Annotated in this window: 16 protein-coding genes; 10 read left to right on the top strand and 6 right to left on the bottom strand. The window is 65.7% G+C overall.

Going from position 1 to position 19,566, the window contains the following annotated elements; translation table 11 throughout:
- Positions 1–25: 25 nt before the first annotated feature.
- Together ACFXP9_RS13035 and ACFXP9_RS13030 are read right to left on the bottom strand one after the other, a co-directional pair.
- A complete protein-coding gene (locus ACFXP9_RS13035; protein WP_397208875.1) occupies positions 26–1,102 on the bottom strand; it encodes a ParB/RepB/Spo0J family partition protein in 1,077 nt (358 codons plus the stop codon).
- Positions 1,089–2,480 (bottom strand): AAA family ATPase, encoded by a 1,392-nt coding sequence (locus ACFXP9_RS13030; protein WP_397208876.1) that lies wholly within the window; start codon positions 2,478–2,480, stop codon positions 1,089–1,091. Before ACFXP9_RS13030 ends, ACFXP9_RS13035 begins: the two co-directional genes overlap by 14 nt.
- Before the next feature lie 685 nt (positions 2,481–3,165).
- Between ACFXP9_RS13030 and ACFXP9_RS13025 the strand changes: the two genes are divergently transcribed.
- On the top strand, positions 3,166–4,458 hold the full coding sequence (locus ACFXP9_RS13025; protein WP_397208877.1) for a replication initiation protein: 1,293 nt from the start codon (positions 3,166–3,168) through the stop codon (positions 4,456–4,458).
- Positions 4,459–4,479: 21 nt separating this feature from the next.
- On the opposite strand, the gene ACFXP9_RS13020 is transcribed toward ACFXP9_RS13025, so the two are convergent.
- Positions 4,480–6,084: an adenine deaminase gene (locus ACFXP9_RS13020; RefSeq protein WP_397208878.1), complete on the bottom strand. Its 1,605-nt coding sequence runs from the start codon at positions 6,082–6,084 to the stop codon at positions 4,480–4,482.
- Between the two features lie 154 nt (positions 6,085–6,238).
- On the opposite strand from ACFXP9_RS13020, the gene ACFXP9_RS13015 reads away from it, so the two are divergent.
- The 4 genes from ACFXP9_RS13015 to ACFXP9_RS13000 are packed head-to-tail and all read left to right on the top strand — an operon-like array spanning position 6,239 to position 8,305.
- The gene (locus ACFXP9_RS13015; protein ID WP_397208879.1) at positions 6,239–7,240 is read left to right on the top strand and encodes a 3-hydroxyacyl-CoA dehydrogenase NAD-binding domain-containing protein; all 1,002 of its coding nucleotides are present in this window, start codon (positions 6,239–6,241) and stop codon (positions 7,238–7,240) included.
- Complete coding sequence (locus ACFXP9_RS13010) at positions 7,237–7,608, top strand: hypothetical protein (RefSeq protein ID WP_397208880.1); 372 nt, start codon at positions 7,237–7,239, stop codon at positions 7,606–7,608. Before ACFXP9_RS13015 ends, ACFXP9_RS13010 begins: the two co-directional genes overlap by 4 nt.
- A gap of 53 nt (positions 7,609–7,661) precedes the next feature.
- Positions 7,662–7,913 carry a type II toxin-antitoxin system Phd/YefM family antitoxin gene (locus ACFXP9_RS13005; RefSeq protein WP_397208881.1) on the top strand — a complete coding sequence of 84 codons (252 nt, stop codon included), beginning with the start codon at positions 7,662–7,664 and terminating at the stop codon, positions 7,911–7,913.
- Positions 7,913–8,305, top strand: coding sequence for a type II toxin-antitoxin system VapC family toxin (locus ACFXP9_RS13000; RefSeq protein WP_397208883.1), 393 nt, complete (start codon positions 7,913–7,915; stop codon positions 8,303–8,305). The genes ACFXP9_RS13005 and ACFXP9_RS13000 overlap by 1 nt, the downstream gene beginning before the upstream one ends.
- A gap of 67 nt (positions 8,306–8,372) precedes the next feature.
- Here ACFXP9_RS13000 and ACFXP9_RS12995 read toward each other — a convergent pair whose 3' ends face one another.
- The 3 genes from ACFXP9_RS12995 to ACFXP9_RS12985 all read right to left on the bottom strand — a co-directional run bounded on the left by ACFXP9_RS12995 (position 8,373) and on the right by ACFXP9_RS12985 (position 11,008).
- Entirely contained in the window at positions 8,373–9,731 is a 1,359-nt protein-coding gene (locus tag ACFXP9_RS12995; protein ID WP_397208885.1) for a PepSY-associated TM helix domain-containing protein, read from the bottom strand.
- 81 nt (positions 9,732–9,812) lie between these two features.
- Positions 9,813–10,265: a hypothetical protein gene (locus ACFXP9_RS12990; RefSeq protein ID WP_397208886.1), complete on the bottom strand. Its 453-nt coding sequence runs from the start codon at positions 10,263–10,265 to the stop codon at positions 9,813–9,815.
- On the bottom strand, positions 10,238–11,008 hold the full coding sequence (locus ACFXP9_RS12985) for a DeoR/GlpR family DNA-binding transcription regulator (protein WP_397208887.1): 771 nt from the start codon (positions 11,006–11,008) through the stop codon (positions 10,238–10,240). Before ACFXP9_RS12985 ends, ACFXP9_RS12990 begins: the two co-directional genes overlap by 28 nt.
- A gap of 159 nt (positions 11,009–11,167) precedes the next feature.
- On the opposite strand from ACFXP9_RS12985, the gene glpD reads away from it, so the two are divergent.
- From glpD to rbbA, 5 genes are all read left to right on the top strand, one after another.
- Positions 11,168–12,775: a glycerol-3-phosphate dehydrogenase gene (gene glpD, locus ACFXP9_RS12980; protein ID WP_397208889.1), complete on the top strand. Its 1,608-nt coding sequence runs from the start codon at positions 11,168–11,170 to the stop codon at positions 12,773–12,775.
- Entirely contained in the window at positions 12,772–14,259 is a 1,488-nt protein-coding gene (glpK, locus tag ACFXP9_RS12975; protein ID WP_397208890.1) for a glycerol kinase GlpK, read from the top strand. The genes glpD and glpK overlap by 4 nt, the downstream gene beginning before the upstream one ends.
- 225 nt (positions 14,260–14,484) lie before the next feature.
- On the top strand, positions 14,485–15,591 hold the full coding sequence (locus tag ACFXP9_RS12970; protein ID WP_397210268.1) for a Hint domain-containing protein: 1,107 nt from the start codon (positions 14,485–14,487) through the stop codon (positions 15,589–15,591).
- A 129-nt stretch (positions 15,592–15,720) separates the two neighbouring features.
- The gene (locus ACFXP9_RS12965; RefSeq protein ID WP_397208892.1) at positions 15,721–16,788 is read left to right on the top strand and encodes an HlyD family secretion protein; all 1,068 of its coding nucleotides are present in this window, start codon (positions 15,721–15,723) and stop codon (positions 16,786–16,788) included.
- A complete protein-coding gene (gene rbbA, locus ACFXP9_RS12960; RefSeq protein ID WP_397208893.1) occupies positions 16,785–19,562 on the top strand; it encodes a ribosome-associated ATPase/putative transporter RbbA in 2,778 nt (925 codons plus the stop codon). Before ACFXP9_RS12965 ends, rbbA begins: the two co-directional genes overlap by 4 nt.
- Positions 19,563–19,566 lie beyond the last annotated feature (4 nt).

Below are 19,566 nucleotides of genomic sequence, written 5' to 3'. Positions count from 1 at the left end.
CCAAAGGAACCCGTTTACGGTATCGTCAGATCGGCTCCAGCAATCGCTGGATTTCCAGCATGACCGCCTCGACCATCTCGACATCGACATTGGCGCCGTGGAACAGGATCGACCATTTCCCATCCTGCCAGACCCGTTCAATGCTGATGCCATTGGCCAGCTGCACCTCACCGAACCGTTCGGGACGCGGGCGGGCCTGACGCGGGCGACCGGTGCGCCTGGGTGCGGCATCGGCCTCGATCCCGGTCAGCAACACCTCCAGCAGGGCGACCTCTTCCGCCACACTGTCGCCCTGCCCCGCCGCCAGACCGGTACGCAGTTTCGCGGCGAAACCCTCGCGGATGGCACTGGCCAGCCGCAGGCCCATCTTTTCCGACAGGTCCGGCCCGAAGCTCAGCAGATCGCCAAGCTCTTCATGCACCAGCGCGAAAGACCGGATTTTGGACCGCTTGGCCTTGGATGCCGCGGCATAAATGGCGTCGACCGCCTGTTCCATGCTGTCAAAAGCCCCTTGCGCGGCCGCCACCACGGCGATGCGCCCGCGCTCATACGGGGTCAGTTGCAGGCGAACCTCGTTCTCCTCGACCATGGCGGCATAGGCCTGCCCCAGCTCTTGTGGCTGGCGCAGGATGGCGCGGATGGTGTCGAACCCGCCCTGCCCCTCGGCCCGCAGCGCCCGCAGCGCCGACAAACGCCGCCAGCCCGAGATCAGCCCGAACCCATCCGGCAGCGGCACCACCTCGATCGGCATCCTCAACCCGCCGCTGCGAATCGAGGTTTTCAGCTCGTCCAGCGCTTCGTGATCCATAGCGACCCGGTCACGGACCAGATGATCGGCGTGGATCTGATCCAGCGGGATTTCACGAATCACCAGACCGGCCGCCTGCGCCTTGCGCCATGCGGCGGCATCGCTTTCGGTCGCGGCCTGACGCGCCCGGTCCGCCGGCGCAACCGGGCTGGACTGGCGCGCGGTTTCCGCCGCGACCTGCGCGATCGGCGCCGTGACCCCCAGACGGTCGGGCACCGGTTTCGCGGCGAAACCTTCGTCAAGCTGCGCCAGCTCCTCGGCCGAGGGGGCGGTCAGACGTTTACGCTTGGCCATGATCTTCCTCCTTCATCTGTTCATCGCGCCACCACGCCCCCAGCAGCAATTCCTTGAATTCCGCATAGGTGCGATCAAATGCTTCGCGCCCACGCAAATAGGTGTCGCGGTTGAAATCTCGGTAATCGGCTTCGTAAATACCATTCACCTGTTCGCCGGCCTGACCGACAAGCGCGGTGAATTCTTGCCGATAGGCATTCATGAAATCACCGAAATAGGCCTGAATCACATTGGCCAGATCGGTTTGCTGGCTGGCGTCGAACCGGGTGATGATCGCGCGCACCACGTCCCATTCGAATTTGACCTCGGGCAGGCCGGCGGCCCGGCGGGCGCTGTTTTCGCCCTCTTCGATAGAGGCGAAGGTGGAATACAGCATGTCGAAAAACCGGCCGGTCGAATCGAATTCCAGAAAGCTGGCCCCCAGAGGCACCAGCAGAATATCAGCCGCCGCCAGTGAATTGATCGTCAGGTACCCAAGTGCAGGAGGGGTGTCGAGGAAGATGATATCGTAATCATCGACCACACCTTCATTTTGGAGAAAGTTCCCCAGCGCATCCCATAACGGCCATGACCGCAGCCCCATGCGCCAGACCGGGATCTGAAATTCAGCCCAATACAGGTTCAGTTGTGCGCCGATCAGGTCAATATTGGGCCAGTGGGTTTTCTGGATCAGGTTTCGCGGCGAAACTTTCAGCGCCTCGGTCAAGGTCTCATCAAGGGGAAGGGGGGCCTCGGAGCGGGCGGCGCGGACCGCGTTTTCAGCCTCGACCGCCAGCGCATAGTCTTTGGCGATCAGCGGAAACACCGTCTGCCATTCGTCGGCAACCTGACCGCCTAGGATGGATGTCATCGAGCCTTGCGAATCAAGGTCAATCACCAGCACCTTATAGCCATCCAGCGCCGCAGCCATGGCAAGATGGGCGCAGGTGGTGGTCTTGCCCGAGCCGCCTTTGAAATTGGCCACGCCGACAATCTTGGCCGGGGCGCCTTTGGGGCGCCAGGGGCGGTATTCCTTGGCGCTGGACCCCTCGGCCGCGAAGTGATCGCGCAGGCGCAACACTTCTTCCAGCGTGAACCACTTTTGATTGGCTTCGCCATCGCCCTGCGGCAGATCCGGGTTGGCCTTGAGGACCCGGCGCAGATGGGCCGGGGCGACCGGGATCATATAGCGGGTGATTTCCCAGATCGAGAATCGACGCAGACGCTTTTTGCCGTCGGGGGCATAGCCGCGCTTGGCAAGATCGTCGCGACCACGCCCGCAATAGGCGGCCGCACGGGCGAATCGGGTGGTGTCGACCGGTTCGCCCAACCGGGTTGCGGCGCGTTGCGGGTCAATGTTCAGATAGGGGGGCAGCGGGGATTCGGGTTTCTTGCTCATGTCCTGCCTTTAGGATGCAGATGCGCGGTTTTGCGATTATTGCGCAGATAGTCGCACATCACAGCGCCAATGTGAATCAGCTGTGGGAATTTTCGAACATCACACCCAGTTTCGCCACGAAACCCCTTCCCAAAACACCTAATGAATGCAAACACACCCGCCATATTATATGTGAATCTTTATCTTCTTTAGAATCTTTGCTCCGATATAATTTCTTTATATCAGGTGCTTATAGCATTTCAGGCACCTGATTCCGGGATCAGTGGTGCCCGGATACGGGAGGCCGGGTGCCCGGATACGGGCGCAGGGGTGCCTGATTCCGGGGGCTGGGGAACCGGGCTGCGGTTTGGTGGCGGCAAAGGGCGCAGGCTGGGACGTAGCCTGCGGCGATTGCGGGATTTTGCGGCGTTTCGCTGTATCGCAACGCGACAGGCACCTATTCACAGGATGGCCGTGTCACACAACCCGCGGATAAAAGCACCCGTTTCCGGGAAGCCGGCAACGGCTCGTAACCTGATAAAGCACCCGTCTGCGGGATGCCCGTGCCGCCGCTGGAAAGGGTATCCTGAGGGTGCTTGAGGGTGGGTGCTTTTTGCGGCATCATATGCGGCAAGGCGACGTCAGATCGCATCGCGGGGCCGATATCCATCAAGACAGGTCCCATCACATGGCAAACGAGGCGGGCATGACCAAAGGTGCAATGCCGATGACGCAGGCAGGGATGCAGGATGCATTGCCGCAGGGGCAGCTGAAAGGGGCGCTGCGGCGCGATTCGGTCAAGAAGAATGTGGCCGCGATCCATGTTTCGGGCAAGCTGACGCTGTTGCAGCGCAAATTGTCGAATGTGCTGCTGCTGAACGCCTATGACGCGCTGGTCACGGCGCCCAAACATTCCATCGATGCGCGCACGCTGTGCCTGATGATCGGCTATAACAGCAACGATATGGACACGCTGAAAGATGCGCTGCGTTCGCTGGCGGAAACCGTGGCCGAATGGGACATGCTGGACGCGAAGGGCCGGCAGGAATGGGGGGTCTCGGCGCTGCTGTCCTATGCCCGGCTGAAGGGCGGGGTGTGCGAATATGCCTATTCCCCGGCGCTGGCGGAAAAGCTGCATGACCCCAAGGTCTTTGCCCTGATCAATCTGAATATCCAGCGCCGCTTTGCCTCGGGGCACGGGCTGGCGCTGTATGAAAACTGTTACCGCTTTGTGCGCACCGGCAGCACGGGCTGGTGGGATCTGGACCTGTTTCGCCGGCTGATGGGTGTCGAGGACAGCGATTATTACCGCAATTTCAAACACCTGAATGCCAAGGTCATCAAGCCAGCCGTGGCCGAGGTAAACAAGAATTCCAATATTACCATCACCCCCGAATTTGCCCGCAAAGGCCGCGCCATCGCCGAGATCCGGTTTCTGATTCAGGAAAACCCGCAACTGGCCATGCTGGGGATGGATGACGGGGCGGGCACGCGCAGCGGTGCGGTCTATGCCCGGCTGCGGGCGCTGGGGGTCAGCGACCGGCTGGCGCGGCAGTGGATTTCCGAACATGGCGAGGATTACGTCCGCGACAAGCTGGATTACGTCGCCGGGCAGGGCGGGGTGAAATCGCCGCTGCGCTACCTGTCCGCTGCGATTGAACGCGATTTCAGCGCCGCGGCCGCACCCCCGCCGGCAGCGCCGCGGCCGCACCCCGTTGCCGGGCCTGCGCCGGTGCCGGCCGACCCCGAACAGGCCGCGCGCCAGCGTCAGGCCGCCGCGCGCCGCCGCGATATGGAGGTCGTGGCCGCGCTGGTCGCCGCCCGCAACCCGACCCAGCGCGATGCCGACCGCAAGCTGTTCACCGAGCGGCTGGACAATGATCTGGACCGGGCGCATTTCGCCCGCGAGGGCTGGCAAAGCGCGCTGAATGCCCGTGCCATCATTGCCTTCTGGCGCGAAATGTCGCCCGCGGCATTTGACCCGGAAGCGGTGGAATAATACCGCCTGACAGGTGGGCGGTCAGGGGATGATCTGGAAATTCGTGACATCGACCAGCCCCCGGTCGGTGATTTTCAGCGCCGGAATCACCGGCAGCGCGACGAAAGCCAGTTGCAGGAACGGTTCAGGCAGGGTGGTGCCAAGGCTGGCGGCGGCTTTGCGCAGGCGGGCCACCACAAAGCCGCCGCCAATCCGGGCCAGCCGGTTCGCCGCCAGCGCCAGATCGCCGTAATCGACGCCGACCGCGACGATATTGTGGTGGTCATGGCACACGGTTGCGGCAATCGCCCCGGCCTTCAGCCCGAAACCGCGCACAAAGCCGGTGGCGATATTGCCGTTTTTACCGTGTCGTTCGATGACCGCGACGCGCGCCAGGTCGCGGCCCGGGTCGGGGGCTTTGTCGCCGTTTCGCGGCGCAATGGTTTCGCGCAGGTGGTCGGTAATGATGCGTCCGGCGCGCACCCCGATCACATCGGTTCGGGCGCGATTGCCGCGATGGCGGAAATCGGTCGGGTCCAGCACCGGGGCGCGCACCGAATCGCGGCCGATATCGGGCAGGGCAGGGCGGGCGGCAAAGGCCGCGTCATCGGCCACCCGCCCGCCGCAGATCACCAGCCGCGCGTCGCAATCGGCCAGCGTGCCCACGGCGACGATATCGGCGCGCATCCCCGGCGCGATCTGGCCCCGGTCGCGCAGCCCGAAGGCCTGTGCCGCCGACAGCGAGGCCGCGCGATAGGCCGCCAGCGGGCTGACGCCCTGCGCGATCAGCCGCCGGATCATCGCGTCCAGATGGCCTTCCTCGGCAATGTCCAGCGGGTTGCGGTCATCGGTGCACAGGCACATGAAGGCGCTGGTGGCGTCGGTCAGCAGCGGCGCCAGCGCGTCCAGATCCTTGGAGACCGAGCCTTCGCGGATCAGCACGCGCATCCCTTTTTGCAGCTTTTCGCGGGCCTCGGTGGCGGTTGTGGCCTCGTGTTCGGTGCGGATTCCGGCGGTGATATAGGCGTTCAGCGCCCGTCCGGTCAGTTGCGGGCAGTGTCCGTCGACATGCCCGCCCGCGAAGATCGCCAGCTTGGCCAGTGCGTCCGGGTCGGCGCCGATCACGGCGGGATAGTTCATGAATTCCGCCAGCCCGATGCCCGAGGGATGGCCGCGCAGCGCGGCGATGTCATCCGCATCCAGCCGCGCGCCCGCGGTTTCCATATCGGTCGAGGGCACGCAGGACGGGATCTGCACCCGCAGGTCCATGACCATATGTTCGGCGGCCTGCTGGAACCAGCGCACGCCGGGGGCGCCGATGACATTGGCGATCTCGTGCGGGTCGCAAATGGCGGTGGTGATGCCGCGCGGGGTGACGCAGCGGTCGAATTCATACGGGGTGACGCAGGCGCTTTCGACATGCAGGTGGGTGTCGATGAAGCCCGGCACCAGCGTCAGCCCGGTCACGTCGATCACCCGCGCCGCGTCATAGGGCGCGCCGGTGCCGATGATGGTCTGGCCGCTGATGGCGACATCGCCCTCGGTCAGGTTGCCGGTGACGGTGCAGAAGACCCGCCCCCCGCGCAGCACCAGATCGGCGGGCGCGTCGCCACGCGCCTGTGCGATGTGTGTTCCCATATCGGTCATGGCTGTTCCCCCCACGTTTGCCCGCCCCCCCCGTTTGCCGGGTTGCCGGATCGGGCGATCCTAGCCCGCGCCGGGGCGGTGGCAAAGGGGGTTGCGCGGCTGCCGGGGCTGGGGTTGCATGGCGCGGTATCTGGCAAAGCAGCGGGGCAGGGCGATGAAGGTGCAGGATATTTCACGGGTGGCGGTGATCGGCACCGGGGTTATCGGCGCCAGTTGGGCGGCGCGGTTTCTGGCGGCGGGCTTGCAGGTCGCGGCCCATGACCCCGCCGACGGGGCCGAGGCGGCGTTGCGCGCGGCGGTGGCCCGGTTCTGGACCGACCTTCAGGCTTTGGGCCTGACGGCGGGGCGCGATGTGACCGACGCGCAGGCGCGGCTTGGCTTTCACCGCCATGCCGCTGACGCCGCGCAGGGGGCCGATTTCGTTCAGGAAAACGCCCCCGAGCGCCTGCCGCTGAAGCGCGCGCTGCTGGCCGGGCTGGAACCGGCGCTGCGGGACAATGTGGTCATTGCCAGTTCCACCAGCGGGATCATGCCAACGCCGATGCAGCAGGGGATGGCGCATCCGGGGCGGCTGGTGATCGGGCATCCGTTCAACCCCCCGCATCTGGTGCCGCTGGTCGAGGTCGTCGGCGGCCAACAGACCGACGCGCGGTCGGTCGATCTGGCGATGGCGTTTTATGCCCGCATCGGCAAGGCGCCGGTGCGGCTGAACACGGAAATAACCGGCCATATCGCCAACCGCCTGCAAGCGGCGCTGTGGCGCGAGGCGGTTCATCTGGTGGTGAACAATGTCGCCTCGCTGGCCGATATCGACCGGGCGCTGGTCGCGGGGCCGGGGTTGCGATGGGCGGTGATGGGGTCGAACCTGACCTTCCATCTGGCCGGGGGCGCCGGGGGGATCGGGCATTTCCTGGACCATCTGGGACCGGCGGCGGAACAGTGGTGGGGTGATCTGGGTCAGCCGCATCTGGATGCCGCCACCTGCGGCGCGCTGCGCGACGGGGTTGCGCAACAGGTGGGCGGGCGCCCGATTGCCGCGCTGGAACAGGCCCGCGATGCCGCCTTGCTGGCGGTGTTGCAGGTGCCGCCGGTTCTGGACCGGGTGCCCGACCCGCAAGCGCGCGACCCGGACCGCCCCGACCCGGCGGCAGGATGACGGGCTGGTCGGTGGTTTATGCCCTGCTGCTGGGGGCGGTGATGCTGATCGGCATGGGCTGGGACCTGTTCTGGCCCGGTCAGGCGTGGTGTGGCCCTGCGTCGGGCGATGGCGCGCGCATGGCGGTTCTGGGGGTGTTCGGGCTGGCGCTGGTCATGCGGGTTTTGCGCTTTGGCCAGCGGGCCGGTCTGGCCGAATGCGGGGTGTTCGGGCTGTGCGCGCTTGTTGCCGGGGCGGGTCTGTGGGCGGCGGCGCGCGATTGCGCCGGGCTTTCTGACGCGCACCGGTCGGCCCCGGCGGTGCTGATCGCTGCGCTGGCCGGGGTGGTGTTGGCGGCACTGGTTCTGGTCCGGCTGCGGCGGGGTTGAAACCACGGCCCCAATAAACTAGATTTCTAACCAGTTTATTCAGGGACAGACCCATGCGCGAGATCGGCACATTCGAAGCCAAAACCCACCTGTCCGAGCTGTTGGCCGCGGCCGAGGCCGGGGAATCGGTGCTGATCACCCGGCGCGGCACCCCGGTGGCACAGCTTGGCCCGGCCCCCGCCGCGACCGGCGACCGCGCCGCCGCGCTGCGGCGGATGGCGGGCCTGCGGGCGCGGCTGGCGGGGCAGGGGGCGGCGATGTCGTGCGCCGATATCCTGTCGGCCCGCGACGAGGGCCGCCGCTGATGCTGGTGCTGGATGCATCGGCGCTGATCGGTTGGGTGATGCCGGATGAAAAGGGGCTGGATCTGGACGGCGCGCTGGCGCGTCACCCCGACCTGATCGCGCCTTCGCTGTTATGGGTCGAGCTGCGCAACATCCTGATCGTCAGCGAACGCCGTGGCCGCCTGCCCGCCGGCATGGCCGAGCAGATTCTGGAAACGGTCGAGGCACTGGGGATCGCGCTGGACCACGCGCCATCGGGCGCGGTGGTGATGGACCTGTCGCGGCGGCACCGGCTGTCGGCCTATGACGCGCTGTATCTGGAACTGGCCTTGCGTCACGGGGCGGAACTGGCCAGTCTGGATGCCGCGTTGTTGAAGGCCGCGCAGGCCGAAGGTGTTGCCACCTGCAGTTGAGGGTGACAGCCGGATGACCACTTCGGTGGTGGGGCGCGACAGCCAGACCGCCGCGCCCATTTCGTATTTATGACATGGCGCGTTTCAGCGGCGGCACGGCCCGCAACAGGGTCAGGTCAACTGCCAGTGCCAGCAAAATCGCCAGCCCCGCCATCGGGAACAGCACCCCCAGCACAACCACCAGCGCCGAGGCGGTTTTCCACAGCGGCAGATTGGCCGGTTTGGGCGGCGCGGCCAGCCGTGCCGCGCGGCTGGGGCGGCGCTTCCACCACATCACCAGCCCTGACAAAGAAATAAAGATCACCGACAGGCAGAAGGCGGTATTCAGTGTCAGGTTCCAGACCCCCAGATCGCCCTCGTGAAAGGCAATCCCCCAGGCCATCGCCTTGGCATAGGGCGAATAATCGGCATAGCGCAGATCAGCCAATACATTGCCGGTAAAGCGGTCGATATGCAGGGTTCGGTCATCCGCCGGGTTGGGGCCGTCATTGGACATGCTGTCATGGCTGATGGTCCAGACGCCGTCCTCGGTTTTGGGAAAGTGCAGCTGGAAGCGTCCGTCAAAGCCAAGCTGACGGGCAAAGGCGGTGACGTTGTCGGCGGTGACCGGACCGGAAATCGCCGCCTGCCCCGCGGGCGAGCCAGAGACCGGCATCGGGGTCAGTTCGATGGCCCACGGCACCTCGGCCGATGGGGCCCGGTTCAGGTCGGAATGGGTTTTATCCGACAGCGGCGCGTCCCATTTTTCAGCCGGGAAGGTGTTCCATGCCTGCACCAACTTGCCGCCCCAGATCCCTGCCCAACTGAGGCCCGAAAGCAGAAAGATCAGCAACACCGGTGCCATCCACAGGCCGATCACGCCATGCAGCGATTTCCACAGGTTACGGCCGGTGGCGCGGGTCTGCGGCAACAGTGTTTTGCGCCAGCCATTACCGTTTCGCGGCCAGTGCAGATAAAGCCCGGTCACGATCAGCAAGATGCCAAGGCTGGCGGCGATTTCGACCAGCCGGTCACCGATGGTGCCGATCAGCAGGCTGCCGTGGATGTCGTCAAGAAAATTATACCAGCCGCCGCGCCACGGAAAGCTGTGGACCACTTGCGCGGTATAGGGGTTCAGGGCGATCCCGGTCTTTGTGTCGCCAGACTGGACGGCGATGACGGCCACGCGGTCAGCGGCCAGAGGTTCGACATATTGGAAGGCCTGACTGCCGGGCAGGGTGGCCTCGGCTGCCGCTTGCAGGGTGCTGACGGCTTGCGGGGCCTGGCCGGCAGGGATGGCCAGACGTTCGTCTGCGATGCCCGCGCCCCAAGAGATCCACATCATTGCAAGGCCTGTCACGGCCAGCATGATCAGGAACGGGGCCACATACAGCCCGGCGTAAAAGTGCCAGCGCCAGGCGAGGAAGTAATATTTGTTTGCAGTCAATGAAGCTGCCGGGTCCTGGGACCCGTTGGTTGCATAAGACATGACTTTTCCTGAGATGAAGTTGATTTCGGTTGTGAAAAATCAGGCAGGAAAAGGCGGGCCGGTCGCAGGTGGCAAGCCGGTGGCCTGCGCCATGCGCAACAAGGTTGGGGGTGTCGGTGGCTGGGTGCTGGTCATGTGATCCGCCAGCATCAGCGTTGCCGCATCGCGGGCCAGCATGGCCGTTGCTTTCGTGGCCGCCCAATCGCAGCCGGGCGATGCCTTGCCCTTTACGGGTTCGCCCGTTTCAGGATCAACGGTGACATAGCTGGTACCTTGTGGGGTGCAGATGATCATCTGGACCCCCTGCGGCGTTGCAACCGGCATAACGCCATCCGCGATGGTCGACAGCATGAAAAAAGGTGCTAAAAGCACCCAGATCGCCCACCAGCGGATATGATGGCGCCAGCGCCTTGTCATGGCGCCATCTTCTGAAGAAATTTGCCGAAAAGTCAATGTCGAGCGGGTCAGGCCGTCATACTGGCCGCCACGCATTCTGTGCCCCAGTCCGCGCAGGCGCTGCGCAGGGGGGCGGGCAGGGGGGATTCGGTGAAGATGGCGTCCATGTCTGACAGCGCGGCGATGCGGCCCGGTGCCGACCGCCCCAGCTTGGCCAGATCGGTGACCAGCCAGCGGTTGCGCGCCTGTTGCAGGATGGCGCGGCTGACCCGTGTTTCGGCAAGGTCGTAATCCAGAATATCGCCATCCGCATCCAGCGCGGAACAGCCGATAATGGCGTAATCGACCTTGAACTGCGCCATGAACCCCGCCGTCAGGTCGCCCACCAGCCCGCCATCGGACCGCCGCACCGTGCCGCCGGCCACGATGACCTCGGCGCTGGGGTTGCGGATCAGGATATTGGCGACGTTCATATTATTGGTGATCACCGTCAGGTTGTGGTGGTCCAGCAGGGCGCGGGCGACGGCCTCGGTCGTGGTGCCGATATTCAGGATCAGGCTGGCATTGTCGGGGATGCGTGCGGCGCAGGCGCGGCCAATGGCGTCCTTGGCGGCGATATGCATCTGGCGGCGCTGATCATAGCCAAGGTTCGACGCCCCCCGGCGCAGCACCGCGCCGCCATGCACGCGGTCCATCACCCCGTGATCGGCCAGCCCCGCCAGGTCGCGGCGGATGGTCTGGACGGCGACATCGAAATGGCTGGCAAGATCGTCCACCGACACCCGGCCCGTGGCCTGCGCGCGGTCAAGGATCTGAAGCTGGCGAAGGGTCAGGGTCATGGCGGCGCTGTCCGTCTGGGGGCGATGCGGCATTGAAAACGAATGTTCGTTTTGCGTCAATACGGGGAAATGCGCGCAAAAACGAATATCCGCGATTGACAACCGCCCGCCCCGCGCGCCAAGTCGACAGGGGTGGCGCGAAATGAGGGGCGGCGCGAAATGGAGGTTCCCGTGGACAAGATCACCGACCTGTTCATCATCGGCGGCGGCATCAACGGGTGCGGGATCGCCCGCGATGCGGCGGGGCGCGGGCTGTCGGTCCGGCTGGCGGAAATGGGCGATCTGGCACAGGCGACCAGCTCGGCCTCGACCAAGCTGTTCCATGGCGGGCTGCGCTATCTGGAATATCTGGAAATCCGGCTGGTGCGCGAGGCGTTGCAGGAACGCGAAACCCTGCTGCGCGCCATGCCCCATATCAGCTGGCCGATGCGCTTTGTGCTGCCGCTGGACCCGCAGATGCGGTTCGAATCCGACACCCCGGTGTCGCGGATGCTGGGGTGGGTGATGCCGTGGCTGCGCGGGCGCCGACCCAGCCTGATGATCCGCGCCGGGCTGTTTTTGTATGACCACCTTGGCGGGCGGCGGATCTTGCCCGGCACTTCGGGGCTGGACCTGCGCGGCAGCCCGGAAGGGGCGGTGTTGCAGGACCGTCTGGTGCGGGCCTATGAATACAGCGATTGCTGGGTCGATGACGCCCGGCTGGTGGCGCTGAACGCGCGCGATGCGGCACAGCGCGGGGCCGATGTGCTGGTGGGTGCGCGCGTGACCGAGGCCCGCCGCGATGCCGGGTTGTGGCGCATTACGCTGGCCGATGGCCGGGTGTTTCAGGCCCGGATGCTGGTCAATGCCGGTGGGCCGTGGGTGGGGCAGGTCATCCGTGACGTGGCGCATCTGGACAGCCGCGAAACCGTGCGTCTGGTGCGCGGCAGTCACATCGTGGTGCCGCGGCTGTTTGACCACGACAAGGCCTATTTCTTTCAGGGGCGCGACGGGCGGATCATCTTTGCCATCCCGTATGAGGGCGATTTCACCCTGATCGGCACCACCGATTGCGACCATCCCGGCGACCCGCAGGCGGCGGAATGCAGCCCCGCGGAACAGCAATATCTGTGCGATTTCGCCAGCCAGTATTTCCGCGCGCCGGTCACGCGGGACCAGATCGTGTGGACCTATGCCGGGGTGCGGCCGCTTTATGATGACGGCGCCAGCAGCGCCACGGCGGCGACGCGCGATTATGTGCTGTCGGTCGATCGCGGGACCGGCGATCAGGCGCCCTGCCTGAATGTGTTCGGCGGCAAGATCACTACCTATCGCCGGCTGGCCGAGCAGGCGCTGGACAAGCTGGCCGGGGATGTCGCGCAGGCGGGCGGGGCGTGGACGGCGGGGGTGCCGTTGCCGGGCGGCGATTTCCCCGTCGATGGCGTCGCTGCGCTGTGCGCGCATTTGCAGGACCGCTATGGCTTTCTGACGCCGAAATGGGCGGCGCGGCTGGTGCGGGCCTATGGCAGTGACGCGGCGGTGATGCTGGGGGATGCGCGCGACGCCGCCGATCTGGGGCGCGATTTCGGCGCCACCCTGACCGAGCGCGAGGTCAGCTGGCTGATGCGGCATGAATTTGCCCGCAGCGCCGGGGATGTGATCTGGCGGCGGTCCAAGCTGGGGCTGCGGCTTGGGGCGGCGCAGGTCGCGGCATTGCAGGCGTGGATGCAGGCGGCACCGGGGGCCGGGTATTTGGGCAACGAAGAAGGGCAGGGGGGTGCGGCATGACCATTCTGGCGATTGATCAGGGGACGACCTCGTCCCGGGCGCTGGTGTTTTCCGCGGATCTGCGGGTGCTGGCTGTCGCGCAAGAGGAATTTCCCCAGCATTTCCCGCGATCCGGCTGGGTGGAACATGACCCTGCGGACATCTGGTCCAGCACCGCCGCCGTGGCCCGTGGTGCGCTGGAAAAGGCCGGGAACCCGCCGATTGCCGCCATCGGCATTACCAACCAGCGCGAAACCACGGTGATCTGGGACCGCAAGACCGGGCAGCCGGTGCATAACGCGATTGTCTGGCAGGACCGCCGCACCGCCGATCTGTGCGCGGGATTGAAGGCGCAGGGGTTCGAGCCGCGGGTCAGCGCGGTGACCGGGCTGTTGCTGGACCCCTATTTCAGCGCCACCAAGATCGCGTGGATTCTGGACCATGTCGATGGTGCGCGGGCGCGGGCCGAGGCGGGCGAGCTGGCCTTTGGCACCATCGACAGTTTCCTGATCTGGAAGCTGAGCGGCGGGCAGGCCCATGTCACCGATGCCACCAATGCCGCGCGCACGATGCTGTATGACATTCACAGCGGCGACTGGTCGGACGAGATGTGCGATTTGTTCCGCGTCCCCCGCGCCATGCTGCCCGATCTGCGCGACAGCGCCGATGATTTCGGGCAGACCCGCCCCGACCTGTTTGGCCGTCCGATCCCGATACTGGGGGTGGCGGGCGACCAGCAGGCGGCGACCGTGGGGCAGGCCTGTTTTCAGCCCGGCATGATGAAATCGACCTATGGCACCGGCTGTTTCGCGCTGCTGAACACGGGCACGCAGGCGGTGACGTCCGAAAACCGGTTGCTGACCACGGTGGCCTATCGGCTGAAGGGGCAGACGACCTATGCGCTGGAGGGGTCGATCTTTGTCGCCGGGGCGGTGGTGCAGTGGCTGCGCGACGGGCTGGGGCTGATCCGCGACGCGGCCGAAACCGGGCCGCTGTGGGACCGCGCCGATCCGGGGCAGCAGGTGGTCATGGTGCCGGCCTTTACCGGGCTTGGCGCGCCGTGGTGGCAGCCCGATGTGCGCGGCGCGGTGTTTGGTCTGACCCGCGCCACCGGCCCGGCCGAGATGGCCCGCGCGGCGCTGGAAAGCGTGGGGTTCCAGACCCTCGATCTGTGGCAGGCGATGCAGGCGGACTGGGTGGGCACCGGGGATGCGGTGCTGCGCGTCGATGGCGGCATGAGCGCCAGCGAACCGGCGATGCAGTTTCTGGCCGATATTCTGGGGGCGCCGGTGGACCGCCCCACCAACCCCGAGACCACCGCACAGGGCGCGGCATGGCTGGCGGGCTGGCAGGCGGGCATCTGCCCCGGCCCCGAGGATTACGCCGCCAACTGGCAACTGGACCGGCGCTTTTGCCCGCAGATGCCCGCCGACCAGCGCACCGCCCGCACCGCCCGCTGGCGCCGCGCCGTGCAGGCGGTGATCGCGATGGAAACGGGGTTTTGAGGGGGGTGGCAACCTTTAAGTGTGAAGGAAACATGACGGATTCATGACAGTTTGTATTGTTGGTATGACCTTACAGCCTAATGTAAAGTAAAGGATCTGTTTGCGATTTTCTAAAATAGCGTTGTCAGGGATCGCATCACATGTTATCCCCCACATGCGCCGAGACATACAGTTTGGTGCAACACCGTCTGATCACCGGGCTTCGTGCCCTCGATGGAGTGCTTGATGGCAATTAAAACCGTTTATTTTTACCCGCTGAGCAGCTTCAGCTATGTCGATCCTGATCTGCTGAACAACACTGAGATTGTCGGTTCAAGAAAAATCGGGCAGGACCTGACTGTCGGCCCCAGCCCGCAGGTCATCAGCTTTCAGATCAATGACACGGATTGGGGCACTCAGGCGCTGGCATTGGGCGATCACGGCCTGGGCAGCGGCCCATCCTCGCAAGAGCTGGTGTCGGGGATAACGATTGATGGCGTCACCTTCGCGGCGGGTGATAATCTGGGGCTTGGATATTCGATCGAGGTCAGCGGCAGCGACGGGTCCACTAATCTGCTGGGATTGCTGAAAATCGACGGTCAACCTGTCGGGTTCGTTGTCAGCAACAGCCCGACTGCGGTTCGACCGCTGAAAGCAGGGGTAACATATACGACAAAGAACGGGCCGGGCACGAGGGCTATTCCGGAGATCATGTATGACTACATGGCCTATTGCTTTGCCGCTGACGCGCTGATCGAGACCCGCGACGGGCCGGTGCCGGCGGGCCGTGTGGCGGTGGGCGACCGGGTGCTGACGCGCGATCACGGGGCGCAGCCGGTGCGCTGGGTCGGGCAGCGCCATTACAGCGCCGCCGATCTGGCGCGCGCGCCGCATCTGCGCCCGATCCGCATCCGGGCGGGGGCGCTGGGGGGCGGGCTGCCGCTGCGTGACCTTGTGGTCAGCCCGCAGCACCGGGTTCTGGTGCGCTCGGCCATTGCGCAAAAGATGTTCGGCACGTCCGAGGTGCTGATCGCCGCCAAGCATCTGTGCCTGCTGGACGGGATCGACATTGCCGTGGATCTGACCAGTGTCACCTATGTCCATTTCATGTTCGACCGGCATCAGGTGGTCTTTGCCGAGGGCGCCGAGGCCGAGTCGCTGTTCACCGGACCCGAGGCGCTGAAGGCCGTCGGGCCAGCGGCGCGGGCGGAAATTCTGACCATCTTTCCCGAACTGGCGGTGCCCGGTCATCAGGCCGAACCGGCCCGGCCCATCCCCTCGGGGCGGCTGGGGCGCAAACTGGCGATCCGGCACCTGCGCAACCGCAAGCCGCTGGTCGCGATGCCGGTGTAAGGCCGATGTAACGTCACGAAAAACCGGCGGCATGGCGGCTATGCGCCGCCGCCGCCTTGACCCTTGCGCGGAACCGGGTGCAGGCTGAAACCGGCCTTTGAATGCACCTGTTTTCGCAAAGGGGCGGATATGTCTGAAAATCGCAAGAAACTGGTCTGGGGCGCGGCGCTGGTCGTGCTGGCGCTGGCGGGCTGGATGGCGTGGCGGATGCTGGGAACCGGGGGCACGCCCGCGGGCTTTGCCGCTGGCAATGGCCGTATCGAGGCGACCGAGATCGACATCGCCGCCCTGATGGCCGGGCGCATTGCCGATATTCCGGTGCAAGAGGGCCAGTTCGTTGCCCGTGGCGCGGTGCTGGCGCAGATGGACGTGGTCCAGCTGAATGCGCAGAAACGTCAGGCCGAGGCGGCGCTGGAACGCGCCCAAATCGGCGTGCAGACAGCGCAGGCGCTGGTGCGTCAGGCACAGGCCCAACAGACCGCAGCCGATGCGCAGGTGCGTCAGGCGCAGGCGGTCAAGACCAATACCGACAAACGGCTGGCCCGGTCGGAATCGCTGGTGCGGTCGAACACGGTGTCGCAACAGGTGCTGGACAATGACCGCGCCAACGCGCTGGAGGCCGAGGCCGGGCTGGGGGCCGCGCAGGCGCAACTGGCCGCCGCCGAGGCCGGGGTCAGTGCCGCGCAGGCGCAGGTGGTCGATGCGCAGGCACAGGTCGTGGCCGCGCAGGCCGCCATTGATTCGGTCACCAAGTCGATCGAGGACAGCACCCTGACCGCCCCCCGTGATGGCCGCGTGCAATACCTTGTCGCCCAACCCGGCGAGGTCGTCGGCGCGGGCGGTCGGGTGGTGAACATGGTTGACCTGACGGATGTGTATATGACGTTTTTCCTGCCGACCTCGCAGGCGGGTCGGGTGCGGCTTGGCGACGAGGTGCGGCTGGTCATGGATGCCGCGCCCGATCTGGTGGTGCCGGCGATGGTCAGCTATGTCGCGGATGTGGCGCAATTCACCCCCAAGACCGTCGAAACCGCGGATGAACGCGAAAAGCTGATGTTCCGTATCCGCGCCCGTGTCGCGCCCCAGTTGCTGCGCGCGCATCTTGATGTGGTGAAAACCGGGGTGCCGGGCATGGCCTGGCTGCGGCTGGACCCGCAGGCCGACTGGCCCGCGCATCTGCAAAACCCGGTCCAATGACCGCGCCCGCCAGCGACAGGGCGGGGGCTGCGGCGGTCGTCGCGCTGAACCGGGTGACGCTGAATTACGGCCCGGTGCGCGCGGTCGATGGCGTCAGCGCCGATATTCCCGCCGGCTGTATGGTCGGGCTGATCGGGCCGGACGGGGTCGGCAAGTCCAGCCTGTTATCGCTGATCGCCGGGGCGCGGGCGGTGCAGGCGGGCGATGTCACAGTGCTTGGCGGCGCGATGCGCGATGCCCGCCACCGCGACCGGGTCTGCCCGCGCATCGCCTATATGCCGCAGGGGCTGGGGAAGAACCTGTATCCGACGCTGTCGGTGGCGGAAAACCTGCATTTCTTTGGCCGCCTGTTCGGGCAGGGCGGGGCGGAACGCCGCCGCCGCATCGACAGCCTGCTGCGCGCGACCGGCATGTCGCCCTTTATCGACCGTCCGGCGGGCAAGCTGTCGGGGGGCATGAAACAGAAACTGGGGCTGTGCTGCGCGCTGATCCACGACCCGGACCTGCTGATCCTTGACGAACCCACCACCGGCGTTGACCCGCTGTCGCGGCGCCAGTTCTGGCAGCTGATCGACAGCATCCGCGCCGCCCGTCCGCAAATGTCGGTCATCGTCGCCACCGCCTATATGGAGGAAGCCGCCCGCTTTGACTGGCTGATGGCGATGAATGCCGGTCAGCTGCTGGCCACCGGCACGCCGCAGGACCTGATGTCGCGCACGGGCTGTGCCGATCTGGATGCCGCCTTTATCGCGCTGCTGCCCGAGGCCGACCGCGACGGTCACCATCAGGTCGTCATCCCCCCGCGCAGCGGTGATGGTCCCATCGCGATCGAGGCCCGCGGCCTGACCAGGCGCTTTGGCGATTTCACCGCCGTGGACAATGTCAGTTTCCGCATTCCCCAGGGCGAGATTTTCGGCTTTCTCGGCTCGAACGGGTGCGGCAAGACCACCACGATGAAGATGCTGACCGGCCTGCTGGAGGCCACCGAGGGCAGCGCCCGCCTGTTCGGCCAGCCCGTCGATGCCAGCGACATGGCGGTGCGCCGCCGCGTCGGATACATGAGCCAGGCCTTTTCGCTGTATGCCGAACTGACCGTGCGCCAGAACCTTTTGCTGCACGCCCGCCTGTTCGGCATGGCCGAGGCCGCGATCCCCGCCCGCGTCAGCGACATGGCCAGCCGTTTCGACCTGCAAGACGTCATGGACAGCCTGCCCGAGGCCCTGCCGCTTGGCATCCGTCAGCGGCTGTCGCTGGCGGTGGCGATGATCCACGGGCCGGAATTGCTGATCCTTGACGAACCCACATCGGGCGTCGATCCGGTGGCGCGTGACCGTTTCTGGCAGATCCTGTCCGATCTGTCGCGGCAGGACGGGGTGACGATCTTTGTGTCCACCCATTTCATGAACGAGGCGATGCTGTGCGACCGCATTTCGCTGATGCATGGCGGCCGGGTGCTGGTCACCGACAGCGCACAGGGCATCATCGACAGCCACGGCGCCGCCACGCTGGAGGACGCCTTTATCACCGTGCTGGAACAGGCCGCCGGCGAGGCCCCGCCCGCACCGCCCGCACCGCCCGAACAGATGGCCGCCGACATGGCCCCGGATGCGGGCGCGGCGGGCCAGCATGGCGGGCGCGGGCCGGGCCGGTTCAGCCTGCGCCGGATGCTGTCCTATTCCGCCCGCGAGGGGCTGGAACTGAAACGCGACCCGATCCGCGCCGCGATGGCGCTGCTGGGGTCGCTGATGCTGATGTTCGTGGTCGGCTATGGCATCAACCTTGACGTGGAACACCTGTCCTTTGCCGCGCTGGACCGCGACCAGACCACCGCCAGCCGCGATTATGTGGCGGAACTGTCAGGCTCGCGCTATTTCGATGCGGGGCCGGCGCTGCTGTCTTATGCCGATCTGGACCGCCGGATGCGTGACGGCGACATCGCCCTTGCGATCGAGATCCCGCCCGGTTTCGCCGCCGATGTCGCGCGCGGCAAAAGCCCGGTGATCGGCGCCTGGATCGACGGCGCCATGCCCCAGCGCGCCGAAACCATCAAGGGTTACGTTCAGGGCATTCACCTGTCATGGCTGCAACGCCAGATGCGGCGGGTTTATGGCGACCGTGACCTGCCGGGCAGCTATGACCTTGAAATCCGCTATCGCTATAACCCGGATGTCAAAAGCATCAACGCCATCGTGCCGGCGGTCATTCCGCTGTTGCTGCTGATCATTCCGGCGATGCTGACGGCGCTGTCGGTGGTGCGCGAAAAGGAACTGGGGTCCATCGTGAACCTGTATGTCACCCCGACGCGGCGGGTCGAATTCCTGCTTGGCAAGCAATTGCCCTATGTCGCGGTGGCGATGCTGAATTTCGTGCTGATGGTGCTGGCGGCGGTGCTGGTGTTTGGTGTGCCGCTGAAGGGCAGCGCGCTGGCGCTGTGCGTGTCGGCGCTGATCTATGTCATGGCGACGACGGGGATGGGGTTGCTGATCTCGACCTTCATTTCCAGCCAGATCGCGGCGATCTTTGGCACCGCACTGCTGACCATGATACCGGGGGTTCAGTATTCCGGGCTGCTGGACCCGGTCAGCGCACTTGGCGGGGCCGGGCGGCTGATCGGTGAAATCTATCCGGCGGCGTTTTTCATGACCATTTCGCGCGGGGTCTTTGCCAAAGGGCTGGACCTGCCGGCGCTGTGGGCGGCGATCTGGCCGATGGCGCTGGCGGTGCCGCTGATCATTGGCATCGGCGTGGCCATGACCCGCAAACAGGCAAGGTGAAGGC

This window comes from Paracoccus jiaweipingae, assembly GCF_044335505.1.
In the GTDB taxonomy this organism is placed as follows: domain Bacteria; phylum Pseudomonadota; class Alphaproteobacteria; order Rhodobacterales; family Rhodobacteraceae; genus Paracoccus.
Note: the sequence above shows the minus strand (reverse complement) of the source record. Positions and strands in the feature narration are given on the sequence as shown.